Below are 20,067 nucleotides of genomic sequence, written 5' to 3'. Positions count from 1 at the left end.
CCGGTCAATTCAGCTTATGGTGCCATCGACCGGGGCTGACGGGAAACGCTGCGTGCGGCCACGGCCAGTCGCAGTTCACGTCGCTGCCCGGAATCGAGCACATCCGGCCAGAACAGCAGGCGCCGGCGGCGCCGATCCTCACGCCACAGCAACAACAGCCATGGGCCACGCACCACCAGCCTTGGCGTATCGATGTCCCGCCCGGCCACCTGCAGTGGCCCGGGAAGCGGAGGCAGAAGCACCTGCACGCGCGGCCGGCGCTGGCGCCAGGCCAGTTCGGCCAACCCGACGCCCCAGGCCAGCAGCAGCGCGGGCATCAGCAGCCGCGCAGGCAGATCGGAGGCACGCAGCAACCAGGGGGCGGCCAGCAGCACCACGACCTGGGCGGCGGCCTGCAGCCGCGAGGGGCGCCACTCAAGGCTTGAGGGCGAGGATCTTCTGCATGAGGGGGATCGCGTGCGCATGCGGGCAGGCCTCATAGCCCATGAACCAGCGCCACAACTTATCGTCCTCGCAGTCGAGCAGGAACAGGAAAACCTCGCGCTCTTCGGTCGGCGCAGTGCGCCATTCGTGGTCCAGGTAGCGGCCAAACAGCTGGTCCAGTTCTCGCATGCCGCGGCGGCAGCGCCAGCGCAGCTTCTTCAGCAGGACATCGTCTTCCATCGTGCTTCTCCAGATACAGCAAAGCCACGCATGGCGTGGCTCTACTGGGGTCATGCATCTACCCTGCGCCGTGTATCAGGCGCGGCGCTCCATCATCAGCTTCTTGATCTCGGCGATCGCCAGCGCCGGGTTCAGGCCCTTTGGGCAGGTCCGGGCACAGTTCATGATGGTGTGGCAGCGGTACAGCTTGAACGGATCTTCCAGATCGTCCAGGCGCGCGCCGGTGTCCTCATCGCGCGAGTCGATGATCCAGCGATAGGCCTGCAGCAGGATCGCCGGGCCCAGGTAACGCTCGCCGTTCCACCAGTAGCTCGGGCAGCTGGTCGAGCAGCAGGCGCACAGGATGCACTCATACAGGCCGTCGAGCTTCTTGCGGTCTTCCGGCGACTGCAGGCGCTCACGGTCCGGCGGTGCCGGGGTCTGGGTGCGGATCCACGGCTTGATCGAGGCGTACTGCGCGTAGAAGTGGGTCAGGTCCGGAACCAGATCCTTGACCACGTTCATGTGCGGCAGCGGGTAGATCGGCACTTCCTTCTTGCCGCAGTCCGAGATGGCTCGGGTGCAGGCCAGGGTGTTGGTGCCGTCGATGTTCATCGCGCACGAACCACAGATGCCTTCGCGGCAGGAGCGGCGGAAGGTCAGGGTCGGGTCGATCTCGTTCTTGATCTTGATCAGGGCGTCCAGGACCATCGGGCCACAGGCGTCCAGATCGACTTCATAGGTATCGGTGCGCGGGTTGCTGTCGTCGTCCGGACTCCAGCGGTAGATCTTGAAGGTGCGCACATTCTTGCCGCCGTTCTTGACGGGGAAGTGCTTGCCCTTCGTGATCTTGGAATTCTTGGGGAGTGAAAACTCGGCCATGGCTGCTCTCGTTGGCTCAGGCGGCCCGCGCCCGTGGGCGCGGATTGCATGGTAGGCGGGGTCGGATCAGTACACGCGCGGCTTCGGCGGCACCACGGACACGTCGTCGGTCAACGTGTACATGTGCACCGGACGGTAGTCGAAGCTGCACTTGCCCTTCTCGTCGACGCTGACCAGGGTGTGCTTCTGCCAGTTGACGTCGTCGCGGTCCGGATAGTCCTCGTGCGCATGCGCACCACGGCTTTCCTTGCGCTGTTCAGCCGAGTTGATCGTCGCCACCGCGTTGAGCAGCAGGTTGTTCAGCTCGTAGGTCTCGATCAGGTCCGAGTTCCAGACCAGCGAACGGTCGGAGACCTTCACGTCCTGGAACGAGTCGAAGATCTTGTCCATCTTCTCGCAGCCTTCCTTCAGCGTCTGGCTGGTGCGGAAGACGGCCGCGTCGGCCTGCATGGTGCGCTGCATGCGGTCGCGGATGACCGAGGTCGGGGTATCGCCGTTGGCGTGGCGCAGCTTGTCCAGCAGGCCCAGCGCCTTGTCGCAGGCATCGGCCGGCAGCGGCTTGTGCGCGGCGCCCGGCTTGATGGTCTCGGCGCAGCGGTTGGCCACCGCACGGCCGAACACCACCAGGTCGAGCAGCGAGTTCGAGCCCAGGCGGTTGGCGCCGTGCACGGACACGCAGGCCGCTTCGCCGATGGCGTACAGCCCCGGCACCACGGCGTTGTCGTTGTCGCCGACCTTCTGCACCACTTCACCGTGGTAGTTGGTCGGGATGCCGCCCATGTTGTAGTGCACGGTCGGAATGACCGGGATCGGCTGCTTGTGCACGTCGACGCCGGCGAAGATGCGGGCGCTCTCGGCGATGCCCGGCAGCTTCTCGTCGATCACGCCCGGGCCGAGGTGGGTCAGGTCGAGCAGGATGTGATCCTTGTGCTCGCCGACGCCGCGGCCTTCGCGGATCTCGATGGTCATCGAACGGCTGACCACGTCGCGCGAGGCCAGGTCCTTGTAGTGCGGTGCATAGCGCTCCATGAAGCGCTCGCCGCTGCTGTTGCGCAGGATGCCGCCTTCACCGCGGACACCCTCGGTGATCAGGCAGCCGGCGCCGTAGATGCCGGTCGGGTGGAACTGCACGAACTCCATGTCCTGCATGGCGATGCCGGCACGCATGGCCAGGCCGCCACCGTCGCCGGTGCAGGTGTGCGCCGAGGTAGCGCTGAAGTAGGCACGGCCGTAGCCGCCGGTGGCCAGCACCACGCCCTGGGCGCGGAACAGGTGCAGCGTGCCATCGGACATGTCCAGGGCCAGCACGCCGCGGCAGGCGCCTTCGTCGTCGAAGATCAGGTCGAGCGCGAAGTACTCGATCATGAAGCGCGCATCGTGCTTCAGCGACTGCTGGTACAGGGTGTGCAGCATCGCGTGGCCGGTACGGTCGGCCGCCGCGCAGGTACGCTGCGCCGCCGGGCCTTCGCCGTACTTGGTGGTCATGCCACCGAACGGACGCTGGTAGATCTTGCCTTCGGCGGTGCGCGAGAACGGCACGCCGTAGTGTTCGAGTTCGATGATGGCCGGGATGGCCTCACGGCACATGTACTCGATGGCGTCCTGGTCACCCAGCCAGTCCGAACCCTTGATGGTGTCGAAGAAGTGGTAGCGCCAGTCGTCCTCGCCCATGTTGCCGAGTGCGGCTGAAATACCGCCCTGGGCGGCGACGGTGTGCGAACGGGTCGGGAAGACCTTGGTCAGGCACACGGTCTGCAGGCCCTTGGCGGCCAGGCCGAACGTGGCGCGCAGGCCGGCACCGCCGGCGCCGACCACGACCATGTCGTACTTGTGTTCGGTGATCTTGTAAGCGGACATCTAATCTGGATTCCTGTGTAGGTGCCTGGGCTCAGGCAACGCCGAGGGCGATGCGGCCCACCGCAAACACACTGACGATCATGCCGAGCACGGCGACGAACTTCACCGCGGTCTGCAGCACCAGGGCCAGCAGCGATTCGTGGATGTAGTCTTCCAGCACGACCTGCATGCCGAGCTGCGCGTGCCAGAACATGGCGATCAGCAGGCCGATCAGCGGCACTGCATTCCACGGCTTGGCCACGGCGGCGGCGGCGGTCGCGTAATCCGAGCCCAGCAGGCCCAGTACGAAGACCAGGAACCAGATGCCCAGCACCACCAGCGCGGCGGCGGTCAGGCGCTGGTGCACGAAATGCTCGGTGCCGGTCTTGGCCGAGCCCAGGCCGCGCACGTTCTTCAGCGGGGTACGGAACTTGCTCACGCGGCACCTCCGAACATCACATAGGCCCACACCAGCAGGGTGATCACCAGGCTGCCGATGACCGACAGCCAGCTGCTGCGGATGAAGGCAGGGATGCTGAAGCCGATGGCGAAGTCCTGCACTACATGGCGGATGCCATTGCACAGGTGATAGGCGAACGACCATGTCCACGCGAACAGGAACACGCGGCCATACCAGGCCCCGGCATGGCCGGTGAAGCAGTTCCAGGACTCGGGCCCCATCATCAGGGCCAGCAGGCCGGCAGCGATGATGAGGGCACCAACAGACAGAAAGATGCCAGTGGCTCGATGCAGGATCGAGGTGGCCATCTGAATCTGCCAGCGATACACCTGAAGGTGCGGGGAAAGTGGGCGTTGTCTGGTCGCCATTCGCTGGGCTCGTTGTCTCGGCTGGGCGGCACGCGGCCGCGTTGGCTCAATGCTGATCAGAAATCGATGCAGCGTCCGTTTTTCTCCCAATCGCCATACCGCACCGGATCAAGTCCGCCGCGGCCGCCGAATTCCTCTGCTTTTTCCTGTTCCACGGGCACGGGTGCCGCGGGGACCAGCGGGGCTTCAGATTCGTCGTCGGGAGTGGGGGTTGTTTGGCCTATCATGTTCGGTCTCGCAACGCACAAATTTTAGACCTCGTTCACGTGCCTGACAACCTGCCCCCTGCTTTCGTCGGATATCCGCGCCTGCCCGGCCACCAGCTGCTGAGCCTGCAGGGCCCGGATGCGGCCGCCTTCGCCCACGCCCAGTTCAGCAGCGATGTCACCGCCCTGCCCCTGCTGCACTGGCAGTGGAGCGCCTGGCTGACTGCCAAGGGCCGCACCCTGGCAGTGTTCCAGCTGCTCCGGCTGGCCGACGATCACGTGATGCTGGTGCTGGCCGACGGCGATGCCGATGCGATTGCGTCGCAACTGCAGCGCTTCGTGTTCCGTCGCAAGGTGCAGGTACAGGTGCGCAGCGATCTGGCCGTGGCCGGTGCGTTCACTGCGCCCGAGGCTGCCAGCGGCGCCGCGATCGCGCTCGCTGCAGGTGACGGCTGGGAGCTGGACCTGGGCAGCGACGCCCTGCCGCGCACCCTGCGCATCGGGGCGGCGGCTGCCGTTGCATCCGGCAGCGAAACCGATGAGGCCGCCTTCGCCCTCGCCTGGCGCCAGGCCGACCTGCGCTACGGATTGCCGCGCTTGGACGAAAGCCAGCGCGAAGTGTGGACCCCGCAGCAGCTGGGCCTGGACCGCCTGAATGGCTACAGCGTGAAGAAAGGCTGCTACCCGGGCCAGGAAATCGTCGCCCGCACCCACTTCCTCGGCAAGGCCAAGCGCGCGGTGCAGCTGCTGCATACTGCGGCACCGGCACAGGCCGGCGATGGCGTGCTGCAGGACGGCGCGACGCTGGGCACGATCGCCAGCGTAGCCGGTGACCTGGCGCTGGCGGTGCTGCCGCTGGAGGCTGGCGACGCCGAGCTGCAGGTGGGTGATGCCATTGCGCAGCGCGTACCGCTGCTGGATGGCCTGGCCCGCTGAATCTGACGCGCCCTCATCCACGCATGGCGTGGATCTACTGACCGACCCGGTGGGTGCGGACCGTTGGTCCGCACTGCAACGAAGTAGCCGAGCATGGGCTCGGCTCTACAGAATCAGAGCCGCTCGCCGGTTTCCGGGTTGAAGAAATGCAGGCCCTGCGGGTGAATCGCCACGCGGATCTGCTCGCCCACTGCTGGCAGCGACTGTGGTGCCACGCGCATGGTCAGCGCGTGCTGGCCACTGCTCATGTTGACGAAGATCTCGTTGCCGACCGGTTCGATGCCTTCGATGCGCGCGGTGAATGCATGCGCATCATCGGCAGCCGCCGGCTGCAGGTGCTCCGGGCGCACGCCCACCGCGATCGGCTTCTGCAGCCATGCCGGATCGATCGTCGCCTGGCCCAGGGGGGCACGCCATTCGCCGTCGACCACGCTCACGCCGCCGGCATCGCCCTGCAGCGTGCCGCGCAGCACGTTCATCGCCGGGCTGCCGAGGAAACCGGCCACGAACAGGTTGGCCGGGCGGTCGTAGAGCGCCATCGGCGTATCGATCTGCTGGATGATGCCGTCCTTCAGCACCACGATGCGCTGGCCCAGGGTCATCGCTTCAACCTGGTCGTGCGTCACGTAGATCATGGTGGTGCCCAGCTTGCGGTGCAGCTGCGCGATCTCGGTGCGCACGCTGTGGCGCAGCTTGGCGTCGAGGTTGGACAGCGGCTCGTCGAGCAGGAACACCGCCGGCTCGCGCACCAGCGCCCGGCCCAGTGCCACGCGCTGACGCTGGCCACCGGACATCGCCTTGGGCAGCTTGTCCATCATCTCGGTCAGGCCCAGCGTCTGCGCGGCTTCGGCGATGCGCTTGTCGATGGTTGCCTTGTCATGCCCGCGCAGCTTCAGGCCGAAGGCCAGGTTCTCGGCCACGGTCATGTGCGGATACAACGCGTAGCTCTGGAACACCATGGCGATGTCGCGATCCTTCGGCGCCACGTCGTTGACCACGCGATCACCAATGGTCAGCGTGCCACCGCTGATCTCTTCCAGGCCCGCCACCATCCGCAACAGGGTCGACTTGCCACAGCCGGACGGACCGACCAGCACCATCAGCTCGCCATCGGCGACCTCGAAGGTGGCGTCCTTCACCGCGACCTGGCCGTTGTCATAGACCTTGCGCACACCCTGCAACTGCACTTTTGCCATATCACCTATCCGGTCCGCCCGAAGCCGGGCTGTCTTTTGGGACTGCCTCGGCCCTCCCGATGGCAGTGATGATTGCGCGCCTGCCGCATGACGGCGAGCACTGCAATCGAATACAGTTGCCCATTCTGCCATGTAAACGTTTTCACGTGGCACTATCCGATGATCGGTGCGCACCGATCTGCGTCGGCGGTTGAACGAAGGTTCCGCCGAGGTAGTGGTTTCGAATGGAACGGTCTTCCGCAACCCCGGAGATCGCCCCTGACGAACCTCGGACAGGCAGTTGCGCGGATGTCCCCCGAACCCAGCCATGAAGCGATTGACAACGATGTCACCCGGATCTGAAACTCGAGCGATGCACGACACCCTCTTCCTGTTCGGTGCCACAGGTGATCTGGCCCAGCGCTACCTGTTCCCTTCGCTGCTTCGCCTGCTTGGCGACGGCCTGCTGCCGGAGGACTTCCGCATCCGCGCACTGGCCCTGTCCGGGCATGACACCGAAGCCTTCCATGACATCCTGCGGCCGCGCCTGCAGCAGGCCATGCCGATGGCCACGCAGGACGACATCGCTGCCCTGCTGCGCCGCATCGACTACCGTTCGGTGGACCTGCGCGACGTCGACTCGGTTGCCGCTGCGGTCTCCGACCTGGTGCACCGCAAGTGCGTCAGCTACCTCGCCATTCCGCCGGGCCTGTACATTTCCACCTGCGAAGGCCTGGCCAAGGGCGGCGCCCTCGCCGCGCCGGCACGCCTGATGCTGGAGAAGCCGATCGGCAGCGACAGCGAGAGCGCCGAGGAAATCATCAGCACCATCGGCCAGTGGATCGACGAGGACCGCGTGTTCCGCCTCGACCACTACCTGGGCAAGGCGGCAGTGCAGAACCTGATCGCGCTGCGCTTCGGCAATACGCTGCTGGAAGCGGTGTGGAACCGCAACTACATCGAATCGGTGCACATCCTGGTGGCCGAGAGCGAAGGCGTGGACGGCCGTGACGCCTACTACGCCCGCTCCGGCGCGCTGCGCGACATGGTGCAGAGCCACATCCTGCAGCTGCTGTGCATGGTGGCGATGGAGCCGCCGGCGTCGCTGGAAGCCGACCGCATCCGCGACGAGAAGGTCAAGGTGCTGCGCGCCCTTCGCCCGCTCGACGCGAAGCACGCCGCGCGTGACAGCATCCGCGGCCGCTACACCGCCGGCACCATCAACGGCCAGCCGGCGCAGGCTTACCAGCCGCCGGAAGGCAGCGACGTGGAAACCTTCGCCGGTGTCACCGCGCATATCGACAACTGGCGCTGGAGCGGCGTGCCGTTCCATCTGGTCACCGGCAAGCGCCTGCCCGAGCGCACCACCCGCGTGGTGGTCACGCTGAAGCCGGTCACCCATTGGCTGTTCGAGCGCCCGCAGCGCGCGCAGGCCGCACCGAACCGCCTGGTGTTCCAGCTGCAGCCGCAGGAAAACATCGAACTGGGCCTGATGAGCAGCCTGGCCGGCCCGGAATGGGGCGCGCTGGAACTGCATCCGCTGGAACTGGAACTGTCAGTGCCAACCGGCCTGCATCGCCGCATCGCTTACGAGCGCCTGTTCCTGGATGCCTTCAATGGCAATCACACGCTGTTCGTGCGCGACGACGAAGTGCGTGCAGCGTGGGCCTGGATCGACAGCGTCGCCGACGCGTGGAAGGACGCCAAGCTGCCGCTGGAGCCCTACCCCGCCGGCCAATGGGGCCCGAGCAATGCCGGCGAGTTCCTGCCGCAGGGCGTGGACGCACCGGACAGCGGAGCGTCGGCATGAGCGCCAGCTCGCAGCCGGTGCTGGTGGCCGACATCGGCGGCACCAACGCCCGATTCGCCCTGGCCGACACCTCGCAGGACGCGCCGCTGCGGAAGGACAGCATCCGCGAATACGCGGTGGCGGAGTTCCCCTCGCTGGGTGATGCCGCGCGCCACCATCTGGAACAGATCGGCGCCAGCGCAAGCCGCGGCGTGTTCGCAGTGGCCGGTCGCGTTGATGGCGATGAAGCGCGCATCACCAACCATCCGTGGGTGATCTCGCGCAACCGCACCGCAGCGATGCTCGGTTTCGACGAACTGCACCTGATCAACGACTTTGCCGCACAGGCGATGGCGATCTCACTGCTGCAGCCCGAGGACGTGGTCCAGGTCGGCGGTGCCGCCTGGGTTCCGGGCAAGCCGGGCCAGCCGCGCAACTACGCAGTGATCGGGCCGGGTACCGGCCTCGGCGTGGGCGGCCTGATCATGCGCCACGGCCGCTGCTATCCGCTGGAAACCGAAGGCGGCCATGTCAGTTTCCCGCCGGGAACTCCGGAAGAGATCCGCATCCTCGAGATCCTGTCCGAACAGTTCGGCCGCGTCTCCAACGAGCGCCTGATCTGTGGCCCCGGCCTGGTCAACATCCACCGCGCCGTGTGCGAGATGGCCGGTATCGACCCGGGCCAGCTGCAGCCGGTGGACGTGACCGCCCGTGCCCTTCACGGTGATCCGCAGGCAATGCGCACCGTGGACGTGTTCTGCGCCGTGTTCGGCGCCATCGCCGGTGACCTGGTGCTCACCCAGGGCGCCTGGGATGGCGTGTTCCTGACCGGAGGCCTGACCCCGAAGATGCTCGATTCGCTGCAGCACTCCGGTTTCCGCCAGCGCTTCGAACACAAGGGCCGCTTCTCCTCGATCATGGCGCGCGTGCCCTCGTTGGCGGTGATGCATCCCCACGCCGGACTGCTGGGCGCCGCCGCCTATGCCACCGACGCCGAACGTGACGCACCAGGAGTTGCCGCATGAACCCCAGCTTCCACGACGACCGCATCGAGTTCATCCAGCACGGCGACGCCGACGGCTGGATCGAAGCGGTGGCCGCTGAGATGGCACGCACCCTCAACCACGACATCAATGACGTGGGCCGCGCCCGCATCCTGTTGTCCGGCGGCACCACGCCGGCCCCGGTCTACCAGGCACTGGCCGAGCTGGACGTGCACTGGGACCGGGTTGAAGTGAGCCTGGCCGACGAGCGCTGGCTGTCGCCGCAGGATCGCGACAGCAACGCCTGGCTGGTGCGCGAGCACCTGCTCAAGCGCACCGAGGGCGCCCACTTCGATCCGCTGGTACGGATCGGCAAGCCACTGCCCGAATGCGTGTACACCGCCAACCTGCAGGCGCAGCACAGCCAGCCGCCGAGCCTGGTAGCGCTGGGCATGGGCAACGACGGGCACACCGCCTCGCTGTTCCCTGGCTCGAAGGACCTCGCACGCGCACTGGAAAGCACCCTGCCCTATGCCGCGCTGGATGCCACCGGCTGCCCAGGCGCGAACCAGTGGCCGCTGCGCATCACGCTGACCCCGCACGGCCTGCGCCAGTGCCGCCAGCGCCTGCTGCTGCTGCGTGGCAAGCAGAAGCTGCAGGTACTGCGCCAGGCGCTGGACAGCAACGACGCCCAGCAGTACCCGATCCTCAATGCGATCAACCTGGAAGGCGCGCGCCTGCGCGTCCACTGGGCTGATTGATGTCGGCGGCGGCGCCGTGCCGCCGCTTGCCTCTCGCCACCATGAACGCCGGTAGCCAATGAGCCTCCATCCTCAACTGCAAGCCATCACTGAGCGCGTCATCCGCCGCAGCGCCGCCTCGCGCGCCGCCTATCTGGCCGCGATCGATGCCTCCCTGCGTGAGGGCCCGTTCCGCAGCCGCCTGAGTTGCGGCAACCTCGCCCACGGGTTCGCCGCCTGCGGCGGCACCGACAAGAGCCGCCTGCGCGGCGGCGTGACGCCGAACCTGGGCATCATCACCGCCTACAACGACATGCTGTCGGCCCACCAGCCGTTCGAGACCTATCCCGAACAGATCCGCGACATCGCCCGCGAGCTGGGCGCCACCGCACAGGTCGCCGGCGGCGTCCCTGCGATGTGCGACGGTGTCACCCAGGGCCGTGGTGGCATGGAGCTGTCGCTGTTCTCGCGCGATGTCATTGCCCAGGCCACGGCCATCGGCCTCAGCCATGACATGTTCGATACCACCGTCTACCTCGGCGTGTGCGACAAGATCGTGCCGGGCCTGCTGATCGGTGCGCTGGCCTTCGGCCATCTGCCGGCGGTGTTCGTACCGGCCGGCCCGATGACCCCGGGCATCCCGAACAAGCAGAAGGCCGAAGTGCGCGAGCGCTACGCCGCCGGTGAGGCCACCCGCGAAGAGCTGCTGGAAGCCGAGTCCGCGTCGTACCACGGTGCGGGCACCTGCACCTTCTACGGCACGGCCAACTCCAACCAGGTGCTGCTGGAAGCCATGGGCGTGCAGTTGCCGGGCGCATCGTTCGTCAATCCGGGCACGCCGCTGCGCGACGCCCTGACCCGCGAGGCAACCGAACGCGCGCTGGACATCACCGCACTGGGCGACGACTTCCGCCCGCTGGGCCGGATCATCGACGAGCGCGCGATCATCAACGCGGTCATCGCGCTGATGGCCACTGGCGGTTCGACCAACCACACCATCCACTGGATCGCGGTGGCGCGTGCGGCCGGCATCGTGCTGACCTGGGACGACTTCGACGAACTGTCGCAGCTGATTCCGCTGCTGGCCCGTGTCTACCCGAACGGCGAGGCCGACGTGAACCGTTTCGCGGCCGCTGGCGGCCCGGCCTTCGTGTTCGGCGAGCTGATCAAGGCGGGCCTGATGCACGGCGATCTGGTCAGCGTCGCGCGTGGCGGCATGTCCGACTATGCGCGCGAGCCGCAACTGCGTGACGGCCGGCTGGTCTACCTGCCGGGCCTGGAACACAGCGCCGATGACGAAGTGGTTCGTGGCGTCGACAATCCGTTCGAGCACCAGGGTGGCCTGCGCCTGCTGCGTGGCAACCTCGGCAAGTCGCTGATCAAGCTGTCGGCGGTGAAACCGCAGTACCGGACGATCGAAGCACCTGCGGTGGTGGTCGATGCACCGCAGGTATTGAACAAGCTGCACGCCGGTGGCCTGCTGCCGCAGGACTTCGTGGCGGTGGTGCGCTACCAGGGCCCGCGTGCCAACGGCATGCCCGAACTGCATTCGCTGGCACCGCTGCTGGGCCTGCTGCAGAACCAGGGCCGGCGCGTGGCGCTGGTCACCGACGGCCGCCTGTCCGGTGCGTCGGGCAAGATCCCGGCGGCCATCCATGTGACGCCGGAAGCGGCGCGTGGTGGCCCGCTGGCCAAGGTCCGCGAGGGCGACATGATCCGCCTCGACGGCGAGGCCGGCACGCTGGAAGTGCTGGTGGACGCGGCGGAATGGGCAGCACGTTCGCTGGCGCCGAACACCGCGCCGGCCGCGCATGACCTGGGCCGCAACCTGTTCGCGATCAACCGTCGCGTGGTGGGCCCGGCCGACCAGGGCGCGATTTCGATTTCGTGCGGGCCGGCGGCGGCCGATGGCGGGCCGTGGGAGTACGACGCGGAGTATGAGCTGGGGCACGATGCCGCAGCGGCGGCGGCGCCGCATGAGGCGAAGGACGCCTGAAGGTTGAAGAGCGTTGTGGGTTTGCCGCGGCGGTCAGTTTGCGGGTGGCGGCGGAGGGCAGGCCGTCGCCAGGACACGCCGTAAATACGTCCCTGTAGGCTCGGTCGCGCCATCCATGGCGCGAACGGTCCTGGCGACGGCCTGCCCTCCGCCGCATCCCACTCTCCGGCGCATCAATGCCGCGAAGTGATCATTGAAAATCAAATTCGAAAGCAAAGGCAGAAGCAGAGCTATGGGTATCGAACAACATCAGGTGAAGGCGGCGGAGCTGTTGCATGCGGCGGGCATCCTGCCGGTGGTGACGATTCATACGCTGGACCAGGCGCGAGCGGTCAGTGCGGCGCTGCTGGAAGGTGGTCTGCCGGCGATCGAGCTGACGCTGCGCACGCCGGTGGCGATGGAAGCGCTGGCAATGCTCAAGCGCAAGCTGCCGGACGTGGTGGTGGGTGCCGGTACGGTGCTGACCGTGGAGCAGATGCAGCAGTCGATCGATGCGGGTGCTGACTTCCTGGTGACCCCGGGGACGCCGCCGGCGCTGGCTGATGCACTTGCCGCTGCGCCGCTGCCGGTGGTGCCGGGTGCGGCGACGCCGACCGAGCTGCTGTCGCTCTACGCCCGCGGTTTCCGCGTGTGCAAGCTGTTCCCGGCCACAGCCGTGGGCGGGCTGGCGATGATCAAGGGAATGGCCGGCCCGGTTGCCGACCTCAAGCTGTGCCCGACCGGCGGCATCACCGAGGACACCGCCGCCGAGTACCTCGAGCAGAAGAACGTGGTCTGCATCGGTGGTTCGTGGATGGTGCCGGGCAACTGGATTGCCGACGGCGAATGGGACAAGGTGCGCGCCAGCGCCGCCGACGCCGCGAAGATCATCAAGCGCGTGCGCGGCCACTGACATGAAGATCGGGGTCAGAGCCCTTTCCCGCCGGGAAAGGGATCCGACCCCAGGCTGCGAGCGCGCACAGCGCGCGACCTGCTCCTGCTCTTCAATCTTCATTCCGCGGTGGCCCTGCGGAGGGATTGCGCAGGGGCGTAAGCGCCATGGATGGCGCGCCCGAGCCTTCAGGGATGGATTCACGGCGTCCCCTGCGCGGTCCCTCCGCAGGGCCAACCCCAGAAATCCAACCGCACCACCACCGCGAGGGGCTCAGCCGTTGGCCGAAACCCTTACAACGGCCGCGCCGGATCCACCAGCCCGTACTGGCTGGCCATGCGCGCCAGCGCGATGTTGTCGTGGATCCCCATCTTCTCGAACAACCGCGCCTTGTGCGTGTTCACCGTCTTCGCACTCAGGCTCAGGCGCCGCGCGATGTCTTCCTGGCGCAGGCCCTGGGTCAGCAGCAAGGCTACTTCCAGTTCGCGCGGCGACAGGCTGTCGAACGGCGATCCATTGCCCTCCACCGTCGACAGTGCCAGGTTCTGCGCGATGCTGGTGCCCAGGTAGCGACGGCCCATGGCCACATCACGCACCGCGCGCAGCAGCTCCTGTGCATCGCAGCCCTTGCCGATGTAGCCCGCGGCCCCCGCCTCCAGCAAGCGCTTCGGCAGCGGCCCGTCTTCCAGCACCGATACGATCACCACGCGGGTGTTGCGGTGGCTGCGGACGATGCGCTCGGTCACTTCCATGCCACTCACACCGGGCAGGTGCAGGTCGCACAGCACCACGTCCGGCAACAGTTGGCGGACGTCGCGCAGTGCGTCTTCACCCGTCTCGGCTTCGCCCACCACCTCGATGTCGGTCTCCCCCGACAGGATCATCTTCATCCCGGTGCGGACCAGCGCATGGTCATCCACCAGGTAGACTCGAATCGTCATTCACGTACCTCTTCGAATGCGGCCATTGCAGGTCAAGCTAGGCAGGGCGCCGATACCCCTGCAAGCGCGTTCGGGACGCGATCCAGGCGTTCTGCCTTGCGCATCACAGTAACGCGCGTTGTGCTTGCCCCCTGTCTTGCAGAACCTGCTGCAACGAAACAACTGATCTATTACGTAGACGCCTCGGAAGGGTCATCCACGTCACCCCCCTGTGATGATGCTTCGCTGGCCGTCGCTGGCGGCGAATCCCGACGTCGCCAAGGATGCCGGCGACTGAACATGACCAGATAGCACCCTACCACCCAAACCAGCGCGGCACACCATCCGGCCAGGATGTCCGAGGGATAATGCACGCCCAGATAGACCCGTGAGACGCTCACCAGCAGGCTGAACGGGGGCGCCAGCAGCAGTACCGGCCAGCGCCAACGGGTATTCCAGGCCAGCAGCACCAGGGTCGCGGCAAGGGTCATCGAGCCCATGGCGTGCCCGCTGGGGAAGCTGAACGTCGATTCCGGCGCAATCGACTCCCACAGGCTGGGGCGCTGGCGCTGGAAGAAGTGCTTGCTGCCCATGTTCAGCAACGCCGATCCCACGAAACTGACCGCGACGAAGGTCGCCTCGCGCCAGCGCCGGTAGCCAAGCAGCGCACCGATGATCAGCACGTCAGCAGGGATCAGGAACCACTCGTAGCCCAGTTTCGAGATGAGCACGAAGAAGCGGTCCAGCCATGGCGAATGCAGGCCATGCATCTGCCACAGCAGCGGCGCATCGAAATGGAACGATTCAAATTCGTGCACTTCGTCAGCCAGGGCGACGAAGCCCGCCAACGGCAGCAGTACGCCACCGAACAGCAGGACCAGGCGCCAGGCGTTGCGCGCCATCCAGTGGCGGAAACCGGAGGCCGACTCCGGAGCGGCGAGGATCGCAGGCTTATCCGGCGCTTCGGACATATTTGTGTTCGACGTAATCGTCGATCAGGGCGACGAACTCCTGGGCGATGTTGTCGCCACGCAGGGTCACCTTCTTCTCGCCATCGACGAATACCGGTGCTGCCGGCGTCTCGCCCGTGCCCGGCAGGGAGATGCCGATGTTGGCATGGCGCGACTCACCCGGCCCGTTGACGATGCAGCCCATCACCGCCAGGGTCATGTTCTCCGCACCCGGGTGGTGGATCTTCCACAGCGGCATCTTCTCGCGCACGTGGTTCTGCACCACTTTGGCCAGTTCCTGGAAGAACTCGGAGGTGGTGCGGCCGCAGCCCGGGCAGGCCGTGACCAGCGGCGTGAAGGCGCGCTGGCCGGTGGTCTGCAGCAGTTCCTGGGCGACGATCACTTCCTGCGTGCGCGACTGGCCCGGTTCCGGGGTCAGCGAGATGCGGATGGTGTCACCGATGCCTTCCTGCAGCAGCACGCTCAGCGCTGCCGACGAGGCGACGATGCCCTTGCTGCCGATACCGGCTTCGGTCAGGCCCAGGTGCAGGGCGAAGTCCGAGCGCTGCGCCAGGTCGCGGTACACCGCGATCAGTTCCTGCACGCCACTGACCTTGGCCGACAGCACGATCCGATCGCGCGGCAGGCCCAGTTCCACGGCCTGCTCGGCCGAATCCAGCGCCGAACGGATCAGCGCCTCACGCAGCACGCGGCCGGCGTCCCAGGGCTGCTCGCGCAGGTTGTTCTCGTCCATCAGCCTGGCCGCCAGGGCCTGGTCCAGCGAGCCCCAGTTGGCACCGATGCGCACCGGCTTGTTGTAGCGGATCGCGAACTCGATCAACTGGGCGAACTGCAGGTCCTTCTTCTTGCCGAAGCCGACATTGCCCGGGTTGATGCGGTACTTGGCCAACGCTTCCGCACATGCCGGTTCGGCGGTAAGCAGCTGATGGCCGTTGTAGTGGAAGTCACCGATCAGCGGTACATCGATACCCATCATCGCCAGCTTGTCGACGATGCGCGGAATGGCCGCAGCGGCTTCCACGGTATTGACGGTCAACCGCACCATCTCCGAGCCGGCACGCCACAACTCGGCCACCTGCTTCACGCTGGAGGCCACGTCGGACGTATCGGTGTTGGTCATCGACTGCACCACCACCGGCTTGCCGCCGCCTACGGTGACCCCGCCGATCTGGACGGCATGGGTCTGGCGACGGGGCCAGGCGGTGGCATCGGAGGGGGGAGTCGGGCGGGTGACGGCGTCGTGCATGGGCGCATTCTACCGCCCACTCCCGCATTCGGGGTGACTCGCATTCAGCCTGCGGCACGGCTGCGACCGATTGTCGCAGGCATGTACACGCATGAACGCATACGATGAGCGTGAATGACCGGTCCCGACGCCCCGTTTCTCCGTACCCTGTGCAGCCTGCGCTGGCTTGCCGTAGGCGGCCAGGCCGCCACCATCCTGGTCGCGACCTGGGTGCTGGGCCTGCCGTTGCCGCAGCTGCCGTTGTGGGCCGGCGTGGCGGTGCTGGCCCTGTTCAACGTCTATACCCAGCTGCGCCCGGAAGCGGCCGACACTGCGCCGCTGACCGCATTCGGCCATATCCTGGTGGACGTGATCATCCTGACCTGGATGGTGGGCTGGAGCGGCGGCATGGCCAACCCGTTCAGTTCACTGTTCCTGATCCTGATCGCGCTGGCCGCCTTCGCCCTGCCCCTGCGCTGGGCATTGGCGGTCGCGCTGGCCTGCCTGCTCGGCTACGCCGCCAGCGGCATTTTCGGGCAGGCGCTGCCGGACGGCTACTTCCGCTCTCAGGACCTCAATCGCTGGGGCGTGGTCGCAAACTTCCTGATTTCCGCCACAGTGGTGCTGGCCTTCTCCACCCGCCTGGCACTGGCCCTGCGGGAGCGCGAACTGGAACTGTCGGCGCTGCGTGAGCGCTTCGCCCGCAACGAGGGCATCGTCGCCCTGGCCACCCATGCCGCCTCGGTCGCGCATGAGCTGAACACACCGCTGGCGACCATGACCCTGCTCGCCGACGATGTCGCCGAGCGCAGCGAAGAGCCGGAAGTGCGCGAAGACATGGAAACCCTGCGCGAGCTGCTGGTGCAGTGCCGGGAACGTGTGCTGGCGCTGGCCGCACCAGCCTCGGCCGACGCGCCGGGCCGCAGCCATTCCAGCGCCCAGCAGGTACTTGAACAATGGCGCCTGGTGCGGCCGACCATCGACCTGCACCGCAATGACGATGCGCCGCTGCGGCTGCCGCTCGACCCGGGCGTAGGCCATCTGTTGATGGTCCTGCTCAACAATGCCGCCGATGCCGGCGAGAAGGCCGGCCGGCCGCGCGTGGACCTGGACCTGCGCATCGAGGGCGACGACCTGATCGGCGAAGTACGCGACTACGGCCATGGTTTCGACGCCCGTGCCGCCGTGCTGCCGGGCAAGCTGTTCGGCAGCAGCAAGAGCGAGGGCATGGGCGTCGGCCTGGCCCTGTCCCATGCCACCATCGAACGCCTCGACGGCGAGATGTGGATGCGCCCGGCCCAGGGGGCCGGCAGCCGCGTCGGCTTCCGCCTGCCGCTGGCCCCACGCGAGGAAACCCCATGAGCGCCTCAACCCTTGGTCTGCTGGTCGACGACGACGAGCTGTACCTGCGTACCCTGCAGCGCAGCCTGGCCCGCAAGGGCCTGGAAACACAGACCGCACAGGATGCCGCCAGTGCCCTGGCACTGGCCCGCCAGCATCCGCCGGCGTTCGCGCTGATCGACCTGAAGCTGGGCAGCGATTCCGGCCTGGCGCTGATCCAGCCGCTGCGCGCACTGCGCGCGGACATGCGCATCCTGCTGGTGACCGGCTATGCCAGCATCGCCACCGCAGTGGAGGCGATCAAGCTGGGCGCGGATGATTACCTGCCGAAGCCGGCCACGGTGCCGATGATCCTGCGCGCCCTCGGTGAGGAGGACGACGGCCCGGCCGACGATGGCGAAATGGAAGTGCCCGATGCGATGACGCCGATCAGCCGCCTGCAGTGGGAACACATCCAGCAGGCGATGCACGAGACCGGCGGCAACGTGTCAGCGGCGGCACGCCTGCTCGGCATGCACCGGCGCTCACTGCAGCGCAAGCTGGCCAAGCGGCCCAGCCCGGAACGCGATCCGAGCCGGTGAGACGCCACGCCATGCGCCGGTAGTGCCGGCCGCTGGCCGGCAACCTCATGAACGCTGGGCACGTCACCGGAATGCCGGCCAGCGGCCGGCACTACCCGGGCATCAGCCCTTCAGCTGCGCCAGGATCTCGCGGGTCATCGGGTCGGCAACCGCCACATCCTCGCCCTGCAGCGCCGGCAGCAGGCCACTGGCCAGCTGCTTGCCCAGTTCGACACCGAACTGGTCGAAGGCGTTGATGTTCCAGATCACCGACTGCACGTACACAGCGTGCTCGTACATGGCGATCAGTGCACCCAGCGCCTGCGGGGTCAGCGCGTCGAGCAGGATCAGCGTGCTCGGCCGGCCCCCCGGGTAGTCGCGGTGCGGATCTTCGCTGCCCTGGCCATTGGCCAGTGCTTCGGTCTGCGCCAGCAGGTTGGCCAGCAAGGCCTGGTGATTGATCGTATAGGGATCATCGTTGTGCACACAGCCGATGAAGTCGGCCGGAACGACGCTGGTGCCCTGGTGCAACGCCTGGAAGAAGCTGTGCTGCACATCGGTGCCCGCCCCACCCCACCACACCGGCACGGTGTCGACGGTGACCGGCTGGCCGTCGCGCTGCACGCGCTTGCCCAGGCTTTCCATCACCAGCTGCTGAAGGTAAGCCGGCAGCAGCGCCAGGCGCTGGTCGTAGGTCATCACCGCGTGCGTGGCATGGCCCAGCAGGTTGCGGTTCCAGATGTCGGTGAGGCCGTGCAGCACCGGCAGGTTGCGCTCCAGCGGTGCATCCAGCGCATGCGCATCCATCTGCGCCGCGCCTTCCAGCAACTGTTCAAAACGTTCGAAGCCGATTGCCAGCGCAATCGGGAAACCGACCGCCGACCACAGCGAATAACGGCCACCGACCCAGTCCCACATCGGCAGCACGCGATCGGCGGCGATCGCGAAGGCCTTGGCGGCGCGCTCCGGATTGGCGCTGACCGCATACAGGCGCTCGCTGCCACCCAGCCAGTCGTGCAGGATCTGGCCGTTGAGCAGGGTTTCCTGGGTACCGAAGGTCTTGGAGATCAGGATGCCGGCGGTCTTCGCCGGATCCAGCGTGGCCAGCGTGCGCTGCATGGCGGCGCCGTCCACGTTCGACACGAAATGCACGCGCAGGCGCGCACCGCTGACCGGGCGCAGCGCATCGGCGACCAGGCGCGGGCCAAGGTCGGAACCCCCGATGCCGACACTGACCACATCGGTCACGCCGCTGTCTTCCAGCGCGCGCACCAGCGCGCCCATGCGCTGGCGGATGCCATGCGCGGTGGCATAGGCCTCGGCCGCCACCGGCGCATCGACCACGTCGCCACGCAGCGCGGTATGCAGCGCTGCGCGGCCTTCGGTCAGATTGACCTGCTCGCCGCGGAACAGGCGGGTGATGGCGCCACCGACATCACGGTCGGCAGCCAGCGCCAGCAACGCCTGCAGCGCCGCGGCATCGTATTTCTGACGGGCGAAGTTGACGTACAACGGACCGACCCGCAGCGCCAGGTCCTGCACGCGGCCGGGTTCGGCGGCGAGCAGACCGGGAATGCTTGCGCCCTTCAGGCGCTGGGCGTGGGAGTGCAGCGAGTCGAATCCGTTGTTCGTTGTCATGCGGCCTGGGTCGGGATCGTGTCGTTGGTGTGGGTGATCTGGTTGTTGCCATCAACGTACACCAGCTTCGGCTTGAAGCTGTCAGCTTCCTGCTCGGTCATGCTGGCGAACGCGGCGATGATGATGATGTCACCGACCTGCACGTGGCGCGCGGCGCCACCGTTGAGCGAGACAACGCCGCTGCCGGCTTCGGCGCGGATGGCATAGGTCGAGAAGCGCGCACCGTTGGTCACGTCCCAGATGTGCACCTGTTCGAACTCGCGGATGCCAGTGGCAGCCAGCAGGTTGTCATCGATGGCGATCGAGCCTTCGTAGTTCAGCTCGGAATGGGTGACGGTGGCGCGGTGGATCTTGGTCTTGAGCAGGGACAGGTGCATGGGGGCGCTGCAACGGCAAAGGAAAGAGCGGATTCTAGCACCCGCACAGCGCCGGGCATTACGGCCGGCAACCTGTTCAGGTAGGCGGTGAAACCAGGGGCGGATCCCTTTTCCCCTGGGAAAGGGATCTGACCCCATGCATCGCGCGGCG

Annotated in this window: 21 protein-coding genes; 8 read left to right on the top strand and 13 right to left on the bottom strand. The window is 67.0% G+C overall.

Annotated features, from left to right (window positions below):
* Positions 1-14: 14 nt before the first annotated feature.
* The 7 genes from AC5P74_RS08645 to AC5P74_RS08615 all read right to left on the bottom strand — a co-directional run bounded on the left by AC5P74_RS08645 (position 15) and on the right by AC5P74_RS08615 (position 4,415).
* Positions 15-464 carry a hypothetical protein gene (locus AC5P74_RS08645; protein WP_053500550.1) on the bottom strand — a complete coding sequence of 150 codons (450 nt, stop codon included), beginning with the start codon at positions 462-464 and terminating at the stop codon, positions 15-17.
* Positions 415-663: an FAD assembly factor SdhE gene (locus AC5P74_RS08640; protein ID WP_005416134.1), complete on the bottom strand. Its 249-nt coding sequence runs from the start codon at positions 661-663 to the stop codon at positions 415-417. Before AC5P74_RS08640 ends, AC5P74_RS08645 begins: the two co-directional genes overlap by 50 nt.
* A 75-nt stretch (positions 664-738) precedes the next feature.
* Positions 739-1,524, bottom strand: coding sequence for a succinate dehydrogenase iron-sulfur subunit (locus tag AC5P74_RS08635; protein ID WP_005409079.1), 786 nt, complete (start codon positions 1,522-1,524; stop codon positions 739-741).
* 66 nt (positions 1,525-1,590) lie between these two features.
* On the bottom strand, positions 1,591-3,381 hold the full coding sequence (gene sdhA, locus AC5P74_RS08630; protein ID WP_014036803.1) for a succinate dehydrogenase flavoprotein subunit: 1,791 nt from the start codon (positions 3,379-3,381) through the stop codon (positions 1,591-1,593).
* 31 nt (positions 3,382-3,412) lie between these two features.
* Entirely contained in the window at positions 3,413-3,799 is a 387-nt protein-coding gene (gene sdhD, locus AC5P74_RS08625; RefSeq protein WP_005409077.1) for a succinate dehydrogenase, hydrophobic membrane anchor protein, read from the bottom strand.
* Positions 3,796-4,188, bottom strand: coding sequence for a succinate dehydrogenase, cytochrome b556 subunit (gene sdhC, locus AC5P74_RS08620; RefSeq protein WP_005416132.1), 393 nt, complete (start codon positions 4,186-4,188; stop codon positions 3,796-3,798). The genes sdhD and sdhC overlap by 4 nt, the downstream gene beginning before the upstream one ends.
* 56 nt (positions 4,189-4,244) lie before the next feature.
* Positions 4,245-4,415, bottom strand: a complete 171-nt coding sequence (locus tag AC5P74_RS08615; protein ID WP_005409075.1) for a DUF1674 domain-containing protein — start codon at positions 4,413-4,415, stop codon at positions 4,245-4,247.
* 39 nt (positions 4,416-4,454) lie between these two features.
* Here AC5P74_RS08615 and ygfZ point away from each other — a divergent pair, with 39 nt between their 5' ends.
* Positions 4,455-5,330, top strand: coding sequence for a CAF17-like 4Fe-4S cluster assembly/insertion protein YgfZ (gene ygfZ / locus AC5P74_RS08610; RefSeq protein WP_346607941.1), 876 nt, complete (start codon positions 4,455-4,457; stop codon positions 5,328-5,330).
* A gap of 113 nt (positions 5,331-5,443) precedes the next feature.
* On the opposite strand, the gene AC5P74_RS08605 is transcribed toward ygfZ, so the two are convergent.
* On the bottom strand, positions 5,444-6,526 hold the full coding sequence (locus AC5P74_RS08605) for an ABC transporter ATP-binding protein (protein ID WP_053500554.1): 1,083 nt from the start codon (positions 6,524-6,526) through the stop codon (positions 5,444-5,446).
* A gap of 352 nt (positions 6,527-6,878) precedes the next feature.
* Here AC5P74_RS08605 and zwf point away from each other — a divergent pair, with 352 nt between their 5' ends.
* From zwf to eda, 5 genes are all read left to right on the top strand, one after another.
* On the top strand, positions 6,879-8,315 hold the full coding sequence (gene zwf / locus AC5P74_RS08600; protein WP_005416129.1) for a glucose-6-phosphate dehydrogenase: 1,437 nt from the start codon (positions 6,879-6,881) through the stop codon (positions 8,313-8,315).
* On the top strand, positions 8,312-9,319 hold the full coding sequence (gene glk, locus AC5P74_RS08595) for a glucokinase (protein ID WP_005416128.1): 1,008 nt from the start codon (positions 8,312-8,314) through the stop codon (positions 9,317-9,319). Before zwf ends, glk begins: the two co-directional genes overlap by 4 nt.
* Positions 9,316-10,038 (top strand): 6-phosphogluconolactonase, encoded by a 723-nt coding sequence (gene pgl / locus AC5P74_RS08590; protein WP_065185208.1) that lies wholly within the window; start codon positions 9,316-9,318, stop codon positions 10,036-10,038. Before glk ends, pgl begins: the two co-directional genes overlap by 4 nt.
* Positions 10,039-10,096: 58 nt before the next feature.
* Positions 10,097-12,013: a phosphogluconate dehydratase gene (gene edd, locus AC5P74_RS08585; RefSeq protein WP_346607940.1), complete on the top strand. Its 1,917-nt coding sequence runs from the start codon at positions 10,097-10,099 to the stop codon at positions 12,011-12,013.
* A gap of 232 nt (positions 12,014-12,245) precedes the next feature.
* Positions 12,246-12,905, top strand: a complete 660-nt coding sequence (eda, locus tag AC5P74_RS08580) for a bifunctional 4-hydroxy-2-oxoglutarate aldolase/2-dehydro-3-deoxy-phosphogluconate aldolase (RefSeq protein WP_495204879.1) — start codon at positions 12,246-12,248, stop codon at positions 12,903-12,905.
* A gap of 272 nt (positions 12,906-13,177) precedes the next feature.
* On the opposite strand, the gene AC5P74_RS08575 is transcribed toward eda, so the two are convergent.
* The 3 genes from AC5P74_RS08575 to ispG all read right to left on the bottom strand — a co-directional run bounded on the left by AC5P74_RS08575 (position 13,178) and on the right by ispG (position 16,021).
* A complete protein-coding gene (locus AC5P74_RS08575) occupies positions 13,178-13,825 on the bottom strand; it encodes a response regulator (protein WP_005416124.1) in 648 nt (215 codons plus the stop codon).
* A 170-nt stretch (positions 13,826-13,995) separates the two neighbouring features.
* On the bottom strand, positions 13,996-14,775 hold the full coding sequence (locus tag AC5P74_RS08570) for a phosphatase PAP2 family protein (protein WP_188218095.1): 780 nt from the start codon (positions 14,773-14,775) through the stop codon (positions 13,996-13,998).
* Positions 14,756-16,021: a flavodoxin-dependent (E)-4-hydroxy-3-methylbut-2-enyl-diphosphate synthase gene (ispG, locus tag AC5P74_RS08565; protein WP_049423521.1), complete on the bottom strand. Its 1,266-nt coding sequence runs from the start codon at positions 16,019-16,021 to the stop codon at positions 14,756-14,758. Before ispG ends, AC5P74_RS08570 begins: the two co-directional genes overlap by 20 nt.
* Positions 16,022-16,135: 114 nt before the next feature.
* On the opposite strand from ispG, the gene AC5P74_RS08560 reads away from it, so the two are divergent.
* Both AC5P74_RS08560 and AC5P74_RS08555 read left to right on the top strand, forming a co-directional pair.
* Complete coding sequence (locus AC5P74_RS08560; RefSeq protein WP_005416121.1) at positions 16,136-17,362, top strand: ATP-binding protein; 1,227 nt, start codon at positions 16,136-16,138, stop codon at positions 17,360-17,362.
* Positions 17,359-17,922: a response regulator transcription factor gene (locus tag AC5P74_RS08555; protein WP_005409063.1), complete on the top strand. Its 564-nt coding sequence runs from the start codon at positions 17,359-17,361 to the stop codon at positions 17,920-17,922. The genes AC5P74_RS08560 and AC5P74_RS08555 overlap by 4 nt, the downstream gene beginning before the upstream one ends.
* Positions 17,923-18,024: 102 nt before the next feature.
* Here the strand turns inward: AC5P74_RS08555 and pgi are convergent, their stop codons facing one another.
* The gene (gene pgi / locus AC5P74_RS08550) at positions 18,025-19,539 is read right to left on the bottom strand and encodes a glucose-6-phosphate isomerase (RefSeq protein WP_053500046.1); all 1,515 of its coding nucleotides are present in this window, start codon (positions 19,537-19,539) and stop codon (positions 18,025-18,027) included.
* Positions 19,536-19,916 (bottom strand): aspartate 1-decarboxylase, encoded by a 381-nt coding sequence (panD, locus tag AC5P74_RS08545; RefSeq protein WP_006432456.1) that lies wholly within the window; start codon positions 19,914-19,916, stop codon positions 19,536-19,538. Before panD ends, pgi begins: the two co-directional genes overlap by 4 nt.
* Positions 19,917-20,067: the final 151 nt, after the last annotated feature.

It is taken from the genome of Stenotrophomonas sp. YJH_SMC_94-11, assembly GCF_059370435.1.
Note: the sequence above shows the minus strand (reverse complement) of the source record. Positions and strands in the feature narration are given on the sequence as shown.